The sequence below is a fragment of the Nostoc sp. NMS2 genome, from assembly GCF_017115105.1.
Lineage (GTDB): Bacteria > Cyanobacteriota > Cyanobacteriia > Cyanobacteriales > Nostocaceae > Nostoc.
The window spans coordinates 20,712-29,872 of record NZ_JABXKH010000154.1; the positions used below are offsets into that span (position 1 = coordinate 20,712).

The 9,161-nt window shown below is 40.4% G+C and carries 7 protein-coding genes and 1 pseudogene; 5 read left to right on the plus strand and 3 right to left on the minus strand.

Annotated elements, in window-relative coordinates; translation table 11 throughout:
- Window position 1: 1 nt before the first annotated feature.
- The 3 genes and pseudogenes from HWQ36_RS27845 to HWQ36_RS27855 form a co-directional block, all read right to left on the minus strand.
- Window positions 2–1,276, minus strand: a complete 1,275-nt coding sequence (locus HWQ36_RS27845) for a DUF4331 domain-containing protein (protein WP_292708856.1) — start codon at window positions 1,274–1,276, stop codon at window positions 2–4.
- A 467-nt stretch (window positions 1,277–1,743) separates the two neighbouring features.
- Window positions 1,744–2,055, minus strand: a pseudogene (locus tag HWQ36_RS27850) (DUF4277 domain-containing protein); the annotation flags it as partial.
- A gap of 793 nt (window positions 2,056–2,848) precedes the next feature.
- Complete coding sequence (locus HWQ36_RS27855; protein WP_292708858.1) at window positions 2,849–3,052, minus strand: hypothetical protein; 204 nt, start codon at window positions 3,050–3,052, stop codon at window positions 2,849–2,851.
- Between the two features lie 27 nt (window positions 3,053–3,079).
- On the opposite strand from HWQ36_RS27855, the gene HWQ36_RS27860 reads away from it, so the two are divergent.
- The 5 genes from HWQ36_RS27860 to HWQ36_RS27880 all read left to right on the plus strand — a co-directional run bounded on the left by HWQ36_RS27860 (window position 3,080) and on the right by HWQ36_RS27880 (window position 9,052).
- Window positions 3,080–3,799, plus strand: a complete 720-nt coding sequence (locus HWQ36_RS27860; protein ID WP_292708860.1) for an AraC family transcriptional regulator — start codon at window positions 3,080–3,082, stop codon at window positions 3,797–3,799.
- Between the two features lie 312 nt (window positions 3,800–4,111).
- Window positions 4,112–4,477 carry a beta/gamma crystallin-related protein gene (locus HWQ36_RS27865; protein ID WP_292708862.1) on the plus strand — a complete coding sequence of 122 codons (366 nt, stop codon included), beginning with the start codon at window positions 4,112–4,114 and terminating at the stop codon, window positions 4,475–4,477.
- Window positions 4,478–4,702: 225 nt separating this feature from the next.
- Window positions 4,703–6,925, plus strand: a complete 2,223-nt coding sequence (locus HWQ36_RS27870; RefSeq protein ID WP_292708863.1) for a peptidase domain-containing ABC transporter — start codon at window positions 4,703–4,705, stop codon at window positions 6,923–6,925.
- A gap of 7 nt (window positions 6,926–6,932) precedes the next feature.
- The gene (locus HWQ36_RS27875) at window positions 6,933–8,306 is read left to right on the plus strand and encodes an HlyD family efflux transporter periplasmic adaptor subunit (RefSeq protein ID WP_292708865.1); all 1,374 of its coding nucleotides are present in this window, start codon (window positions 6,933–6,935) and stop codon (window positions 8,304–8,306) included.
- Between the two features lie 161 nt (window positions 8,307–8,467).
- The gene (locus HWQ36_RS27880; protein WP_292708867.1) at window positions 8,468–9,052 is read left to right on the plus strand and encodes a PEP-CTERM sorting domain-containing protein; all 585 of its coding nucleotides are present in this window, start codon (window positions 8,468–8,470) and stop codon (window positions 9,050–9,052) included.
- The last annotated feature ends 109 nt before the right edge of the window (window positions 9,053–9,161 follow it).

The window sequence follows — 9,161 nt, forward strand, 5'->3', positions numbered from 1 at the left end:
CTTACAGAGGATTACCTAAATAAGGGAAGGTAGGAAGAAAGTTGGCATTATTAGGCCCAACATTATCGCTAGTCAGCCCCGGAATAATACCAGTAGAAATGCCTGTAACTGCATCACCAAAGACAACAGATGCGGTTACATCAATTACGTCATCTTTTGGTCTTCTACCACCAAAATTTTTGCCTAACTGAGTACCAAAATAACTACCGCTAGGTTTAGAAAGGTCAGCTTGGATCACATCAGGAATCGCCACTGAGATCACTGCATCGGCTATACCTTTAGGTCTACCGATCGCTTTCACAAAGGCTTGAATGAATTGGGATTGATTGCTAGCGTCTTTGGTTGGTGTCTGAAGATTACTATTATTATGAGCTTTAAAGTCCATAAAAAGTTCATTCAGGGCTGGAACTGCTAACCGCTCAATCTGAGCAAAATGCCCATTTCTGAGTCTAGGAGTTTTAACACTAGTTGTCATCCAAGCACCAATTTTGCCTTTACCAAGCAGTTTCCTGGGTAGTTCGACAATAATTGAGTGGACATTAAATGGGGCCAGGGTGTCTTTTGCTTGTCCAGGTGGTCTAAAGGAAAGAACTTGGAAGGGAGGACTGGGATTAGGCTGAAGGCTATAGTTCCGATCTGGGATGATTTTAAAGAACTGTTCCAAATCGAAAAAGAACGGGTCTTTGCGTGTGCCAACAAAGAACTTCATGCCGTTATATGCGGCGAATGTTTGGTTGAGTTGCCCTGTCCAACTTACTGGAAGCAAAGCTGACTCTGTTCCTACTATGGTTGGACGACATGGGCCGCGGACTGTGACAGTTTGCTGTGAGCCTTTACCATTTACATTGAATTGGAGTACGACATCTTCAATACTGTCGCCAGTGTTATCAATCTTGAACTGATAAAGAACATTTGGATCGAATGGTCTTTTTTCACCAGAAACTATCAGAGGGTCGAAATCCATGACTAAGACAACATTTTTGGGGTTTGTCGGACTCTCAAACACAAACAAATCTGTGAGATCCGCAGCAGTCAGCTTAGTGGCAAGAAAAGTTGTGTCCTGGTGGTCTGAAGCTAAAGCTTGAGGAGTTGCATAGGTTAGGACTACGAGCAAAATAGCGACAAATGCCACTATGGGACGAAAAAAATGAGTCGCTTTAGTCCAATCTAGCGATCGCTTGATGGAAGAGAGTACCATATTTTGGACTGCTTTATCTACGAGGAACCTGCCTTCAGTTGATATAAAAGAGGTGATACTCCGAGCATTTATTCTCATAGTTGCCCTTCTTTGAGGTGTTTAGCCTCTACTGTTGGTGTGGAAATAGCAAGTTGATTTGGATTTCAAAAAAGACTGCGGCTATTACCGAAGCGCTTTACAGCTTATTTGCTCTTACTACTCACTTTCCAGACCAAAACTTGCTCATTTCTTGCTCACTTTTCTAATTTCTAAATTTAGTAACTTTTCATGCTACAGGTATAATACTTTTTTGGGATTTCAGGTATGTTGTTTGACCCACCGAACACATCTCACGTTAAAGGCATTCTCAATCTCACCATTCCCCTTGATGAGTCACCGATCTGGATTTTGGGGCAGTACCTCTGGCAACTGGGTTTGTCTACTGAGTCACGAAGACCAATGGAAGATGGTCAAAGGGTTCGGTATTATCGGTTGAATACTGATGATGTCGAGTTTGCCCAGAAGGTGTTGGATTATCGTCAACGACAGAGGGAAGAGAAGGAACGGAATCTATATAATTTATCCATAACTCTGCCAATTTTATCATCATTCAGGTAATCACTTTTTACATCCTCTCCCAATAATATTTCTATTCCTTTATCATCAAAAAACTGACTGAATAAATATAAAGGTCTTGATACAAATCCTAATCCATTTATTAAAATTGCTTTGACTAATATTCCCACTGTAATTTTTTCACGCGGGTCTATTCCTAATTTGTCATTAATTGTTTCAACTATTCCTATTTCATCAATTAGCCCAGCTACTATTCCTAGGTGATCGATATTTTTAATTTTTGCTTCTGATATTAGAGACATTTTTTACTTCTCAAAATTTTTGAGTTTTTTTGATTGTCTCATTCTTGGTATCACCCATAAGTCACCATCACAAAACAATGTCTGTTTAGTTTTGTGAAAGACCTGAAACCAAGTATTTATCAGCTTTTTACCTACTTTGTACTAAACAATCTAGGTTTATTCTTCATCCCGACTTACTTAAACCTTCTGAGTCTTTTTATTTACTCGTATCAGAATCGCTCTGCGTACTATTTTGTACTACATTATGAAGTGCGGAATGTGGGGTATAAAATTCCTTGAAAGTCTTATATCCACTGCCATGAAATGCGATGACTATTGTCATCACTTCCGATAAATGCATTCGGGAACTGCTGCCTTGATCTTGGGATTGAACACAAATAATTCTCTCGAATTCTTGTGTTGATGTACAGCCCCCCATTTATTCGCGAGTCATAGTCGCGAATCAACTGGTCTTTTCACGCTCTTTTTGCAAAATTGGGATGCTCCCATTGGATGTTGACTATTTTAGGGTTTTTAGAGTTAGCATAACTAACTATGTAAATTTTTATATCAGTATTCAACTTTTCTGCATTCTGATTTTTTCTAAGATAAAACTTACTTTGACTAACTCACAACTTAATTCTCAAAGCAAACTTCTTAACTTGGCAATAAAATCTGATTTTTTCTAAGATAGAACTTACTTTGACTAACTCACAACTTAATTATTAAACAAAACATCTTATAACTTGGTAATAAAATACGAACTTAAAAATCGGGTTTATTTTTATTAGTAATTTCCTATTTTTGACAAGTATCAGCTAAGATTAATGCCAGGTTTCAACACACTGCCAATTTGTTGATAGTGGTGCAAACTTAAGGCAGCGCTTTGCGCGGCTCTGCCGACTTGAAGCGATACCCGAAACATTTTCCGGGTAAAGATTATATGGATTGCATAGGCGTAGCCCATCGCAGACATCACAACACTTGTGAGAAATGCGGCATTAGTAAGCTGTTCCACATTTAACTAATTATTAGGAGTAGGACTATGGTTTCCAGCAACGAGGTTCTAGAACAACGTAATTCTCAAGCTATACTGCCGGATATCCATAATTATGATATGAGCGATCGCCAACAGATTTGTTTAGCCTTGCAGAGAACCGATACAGCGTTAAAGTCAAAAATGCAAGAGCTTTTGTCTGAATTAAGTGTAAGTGCTACTAATGAGCAATTGTGTGCTGAAAAAGCTTCCTATCAGCAAACACAGACAGAATTACAAAAATCTCTTTCTTTGCTTCAGGCAACTTTAGATTTTACAGAAGAATTATTGGAAGCAATCGCTCCCCGACTAGAAAAACACGTAGCTTTAAAGCAGCGTGACTTGACTCAATCTCAGCGAGTAGCACAACCACAACCGTTTTTTCCTACTTGCTTTCAACTCAAGGAAGTTTTCGACTATATCGAAGCGAATTACCATCAATCAATTGGTTTAAGTGACGTAGCTGTTGCAGTTGGTTACTCCGCAGCTTATCTAACCAATTTAGTGCGACGTAAAACCGGAAAAACAGTCAATGATTGGATCTTTGAACGGCGTATGCTAGCTGCGCGCACTTTGCTTCTTGAAACTAACCAGCCAGTTAATCAGATTGCTTGTGCAATAGGCTATCAGTATGAAGGATATTTCTTTCGTCAATTTCGCCAGTTTCATGATACTACACCTCAAGCTTGGCGTAATACTCAGCGTCCTGATATTAGTGTCAATCAGTAACAACATAATTAATAGTCTTAACAACAAAATGTGCATTGTCTCCCAAGTTTTTGTTTTATACACTATTAAATATAGAAATCTGAATTGCTTCTTGAAGGTATTACAAGACTAAAAACTTTATCAACAATGCTCAGAGCTTGAAAACCTTCTAGTAATCAAAGCGGGTTTCTATAATTCCAAGGTTACTTCTTAACTGGGTTCCTTGTAAAGTGTTGATATTAATTGACTTGAGCTATTTTAGTTGAATTAAAATTGCTAAGTTCAGTTAAATAAATCAATACTAATGTCAATCTTGATTAAAGGAAAATGACAATGTTAAAAACCAAGCAAGACTTTAAACAACTTGAGACTACTCTTGTTGTCAAGGAAGTTGATAATGAAACAGCTGCTACTATTCAAGGCGGTTGGGATTTGGCGGCCTACAGAGATATCAATTTTGGAACTAGGATAGTGTCTGCAAACAGTAGCTTGCCAACGTTGCCAACGGAGGCAGATAACCAAATTAGTTCGATTATAATCAATCGAGGTAAATGGAGATTCTATGACTGGTCTCATTACAGAAAGTATCCCAATGGAGGGGGTTACAGAGATCTTGGGCCAGGAAAATACCCGTGGCTTCCGACGTATGGTGTTCCTAATGACTGGATTTCATCCTTCAGCCGGTTTAAGGGAACTTGAAGAACGGATTCCGTAGCTTCAGCTTGAAAATGAATCAGTAGGTATCGACGCGGTATATCAAGCTATCACCAAGCTGCCCTATTGAGTAAGCGGACACTTAGAAATCTAAGTTAGAAGCTGAACACTAGCTCTAATCTGAGCAAAAATTACACCTGTAGGGGCGTATATCATCGCTCCTACATGGGATTTTTGATGCTCAAAAACAAATAGGATAGGTCTAAAAAAATGCGCTACCAAAGCGTACTCCAACACAGTGAAGAAGATTGCGGTGCAGCCTGCCTAGCTACGGTTGCCAAACACTACGGTCGCACCTTTGCCATCAACCGTATACGGGAAGCCGTTGGTACAGGCTCACGAGGAACCTCTTTACTGGGGTTGAGACAAGGAGCAGAAGCTTTAGGATTCAATGCTCGCCAAGTTAAAGCTTCAGAGCAACTGCTCGACTCTTTGCAAAAAATTTCCCTGCCTGCCGTAATACATTGGAAAGGCTATCACTGGGTAGTGTTGTACGGGCAAAAGAGGAATAAATACGTAATTGCCGATCCAGGTGTAGGTATCCGTTACCTTAGCCGCAAGGAGTTGATCGAGGGGTGGAGTAATGGCATTATGCTGCTGCTGATGCCAGACGATCGCCGTTTTTATCAGCAATCAGACGATAAAATTGGCGGCTTTGGGCGCTATCTGATGCGGGTTTTACCCTATCGCGGCATTCTCATCCAAGCTATAGCAATTAACATTGCCATTGGACTGCTTTCGCTTGTCTCTCCCTTGATGATGCAACTGTTGACCGATGACGTGCTAGTGCGAGGAGATACCCAACTGCTAACTGTTGTGGCAGTGGGAGCGATCGCTATGAGTTTATTTAGCAGTGCGATCGGTTTAGTACAGTCTCACCTCATTGGTCACTTTGGTCAAAGGTTGCAATTAGGGCTGATTCTAGAATACGGACGACAACTTTTGCGCTTGCCCCTATCGTATTTTGAAGGTCGGCGCAGTGGCGAAGTAGTCAGTCGCATTGCCGATGTCAATCATATCAATGAACTAGTTTCCCAGATTGTCCTCGGTTTACCCAGCCAATTTTTTATCGCCTTGGTTTCTTTGGGCTTCATGCTGTTCTACAGTTGGGGATTGACTTTGGCTTCCTTGGCTGCCTTTATGATTGTCACCGGAGTCAACCTGCTTTTTCTCCCAGCCTTGCGTCAGAAAACCCGCAGCCAAATTGTCTTAGGTACAGAAAACCAAGGCTTTCTTGTTGAAATTTTTCACGGTGTCCAGGTGCTAAAAACTACTCAAGCTACTCCCCAAGCTTGGCAAGAGTATCAGACTAATTATGGTCGCCTCGCTAATTTGGGCTGGAGTACGATGAAACTAGGGATTTACACTGGCACAATCACCAGTATTTTTTCCACTTGCACTAATATTGCTTTACTCTGGTTAGGCAGCTACTTGGTGATTAATCGCACTTTAAGTATTGGTCAGTTGCTAGCGTTTAGTGGTATGAGTAGCAACTTTCTTGGCTTCTTAGGTTCAGTCATCGGCTTAGTTGATGAATTCATTACTGCCGGGATTGTCATCCAACGTCTGACAGAGGTGATTGATGCTACTCCAGAAGCCGAAAAAGATGAGAAAAAGCCGATTGCAGAACTTAAGGGCAATGCAGATATTACTTGTACCAACCTTAATTTTCACCATGCAGGCAGAGTTGATTTGCTCTGTGATTTTTCGCTGACTATCCCTGGCGGTCAAGTTATTGCTCTGATTGGGAAATCTGGCTGTGGAAAAAGTACCCTCGCCAAAGTAATTGCAGGTTTGTATTTCCTCCAATCTGGCAATATTCGTTATGGAATCTATAATCAGCAAGACCTCTCGATGGAATGCTTACGGCAACAGGTAGTGCTAGTACCTCAAGAGGCGCACTTTTGGAGCCGCTCAATTATTGAAAACTTCCGCTTCAGCTATCCTCAAATTACATTTGAACAAATTGTGCAGGCTTGCTCTATTGCTGGTGCAGATGAGTTTATCAGTAAACTACCCGATAAGTATCAAACTGTTTTAGGCGAATTTGGTGCGAATCTTTCTGGTGGACAAAGACAAAGATTAGCTCTAGCAAGAGCTATAGTTACTGATCCGCCAATATTAATCTTAGATGAATCCACTGGCGCTCTCGACCCAGTAAGCGAAGCCGAAGTACTAGGTAGACTACTGTCCCATCGACAAGGCAAAACCACAATTATGATTAGCCATCGCCCTCAAGTCATCGGACGGGCTGATTGGATTGTACTGCTAGAGTCAGGACACTTAAAAATCCAAGGCACTCCAGAAGCTCTGCGCCATCAAGCTGGCGAACACTTGGACTTTCTCGATGGCGTTGATACATTCACAAATGGTTTAATGCCTAAATCCTCTAATTCTCAACCTAACGGCAAATTAAGCGCAATCAGCAAATAAAACTATCATGCTTAGTCATTCCAACTCAGACCACCTGCCCCTAATTCAAGACAATGAGTTTCTGCCGCCACTTGGCCGTTGGACTACTTTGAGCGGATTAGTGTTTGTCTGTGTCGTGGGGTTAGCCATTCCACTCGCTTCTGTGAGCAAATATAAAGTAACAGTTAAAGGACAAGCACTAGTCCGCCCTGCTGGTGAATTGCGGCTCGTTCAAGCTGCGACAGAGGGTCAGGTGATGCGCGTCTTTGTTACAGAGAACCAAGTTGTCAAAAAAGGAGATATCATTGCGACTATTGACAACTCGAAGTTGCAAACCAAAAAGAACCAACTGCAAAGTGACATTGGGCAAAGTCGTTTACAACTGGTTCAAGTCAACGCACAGATTCATGCCATTAATAACCAGGTTTTAGCTGAAACTGAGCGGGTTAACCGTGTTATCGCTGGTGCTGAAACTGAATTAAGCGGTCGCAGCCGGGATTATCAAGATAAACTTATTACCACCGCTACTGATGTTGAAGAAGCGGATGCCAATGTCAAAGCAGCGGATGCTAGTCTCAAAGCAGCTCAGTCAAAACGAAATCGGTATGAAGGTGTAGCCAAAGCAGGAGCCTTGTCCCAAGATCAATTTGAGGAAGCACAACTAGCTGTTCGCCAGCAATCACAAGCACTCAAAGCAGCGAAAGCCAAATTGCAACACGTCCGAGCTGCCCTTAATCCCAGTAATGCAGAAGTCGCAATTGCCTCAGAGCGTATTGCCCAAGAAAAAGCTGCGGGCAAAGCCAGTATTGCTACTTTAGATAAAGAACGCCAATCCTTAATTCAGCAACGAATTGAAATTCAAAAACAGATGGAGCGCGACAAGAGCGAACTCAAACAGGCGCAAATCGAACTGAACCAAACTACCATTACTGCTACAGCAGATGGTATTGTCTTCAAACTAAATCTGCGAAATCCTGGTCAAAGCGTCCGTGCTGGAGAGGAAGTTGTACAAATTGTTCCCAGTAGTGTCCCCTTAGTCATTAAAGCAGCAGTAGCGCCTGAAGATAAAAGCAAGTTGAAAATAGATCAAAAGGTACAGATGCGAGTTTCTGCCTGTCCTTATCCAGATTACGGCACTCTCAAAGGTAAAGTTAAAACGATTTCCGCAGACGCGATCGCTCCATCAGTAAATAATAATGATACTGTCTCTACCAATCAAAATGCTGCTACAACAGCAGCCTTCTTTGAAGTAACTATTGAGCCAGAAAGCCTGATTTTAGGTAAAGAAAATCACCACTGTAATATTCAGTTAGGAATGAAAGGTACAGTCGATATTATTTCTAGACAAGAAACTGTACTTCAATTTTTTCTTAGGAAAGCAAAGCTACTCTCTGATTTTTAATGGCATCATTACTAATTAATTAAGTAATATTAAATTATTTTACTTCAAAGTAATTTGAGGATTTTTTCTGGGTTGAAGTAACTATAAAAAATCATGTTACCTGTTTTAAACAGTTACATATATCGAGTTCTTGTATTGATCTGTATATTTGGAGATTTTTTATGCAACTAGCTCAAAAACTTTGTACAGCTACTATTTTGGCTTTGATTAGTATAGGAGTTCCTTCTCCAGTGCAAGCAGCACAACTTTTCGATTTTAAGTATTTTTTATCAGGTTTTGAACCATTTTCAGATACTGTAAAAACGATTTCAGCCAAAGGAACTATTACTGCTACTGAGTTAGATTCTACAAATAACACTTACAGAATTATAGGAATAAGTGGTACAAGGACAGTAGGAGAATTAACAGAAAATATAACTAGCTTACTTCCTTTAAATTCTTATCTTGGCAATGATAATTTATTGGATATAGATGAACCGTTTTTAACAGAGAATGGCTTGAGCTTTTTAGTTTCGAGTAATAATGTAGATAAAAAAAGCCCTGTTAACGTGTTTTATTTTTCAACCATTGGTTATAGTGAAGATAATTTAAATAAGATAAGTGGAAATTTTACTGTCACTGCACGTCCTGTACCTGAAAGTTCAACCATTGGTAGTTCATTAATTGCTATTGGGCTTATCTGGTGCATGAAGTCCCGCAAAAAAACTAGACACCAAGAATCTTGTTCTGACTTTTGGCGTTGCTGAGTGCGGTATGAATTAATCAAACACCAGGATAAAACGATACTTCAAGTAATGAAGAAGTAATGAAGTAATAATCGAATAGAGTATTTCAGCATTTCTACGGACTTAGAAT

Excerpts from the sequence above, each read along its gene's own strand:
- HWQ36_RS27880 (WP_292708867.1), top strand. The coding sequence starts at position 8,468 with ATGCAACTAGCTCAAAAACTTTGTACAGCTACTATTTTGGCTTTGATT.
- HWQ36_RS27870 (WP_292708863.1), top strand. The coding sequence starts at position 4,703 with ATGCGCTACCAAAGCGTACTCCAACACAGTGAAGAAGATTGCGGTGCA.
- HWQ36_RS27875 (WP_292708865.1), top strand. The coding sequence starts at position 6,933 with ATGCTTAGTCATTCCAACTCAGACCACCTGCCCCTAATTCAAGACAAT.
- HWQ36_RS27860 (WP_292708860.1), top strand. The coding sequence starts at position 3,080 with ATGGTTTCCAGCAACGAGGTTCTAGAACAACGTAATTCTCAAGCTATA.
- HWQ36_RS27865 (WP_292708862.1), top strand. The coding sequence starts at position 4,112 with ATGTTAAAAACCAAGCAAGACTTTAAACAACTTGAGACTACTCTTGTT.
- HWQ36_RS27845 (WP_292708856.1), bottom strand. The coding sequence starts at position 1,276 with ATGAGAATAAATGCTCGGAGTATCACCTCTTTTATATCAACTGAAGGC.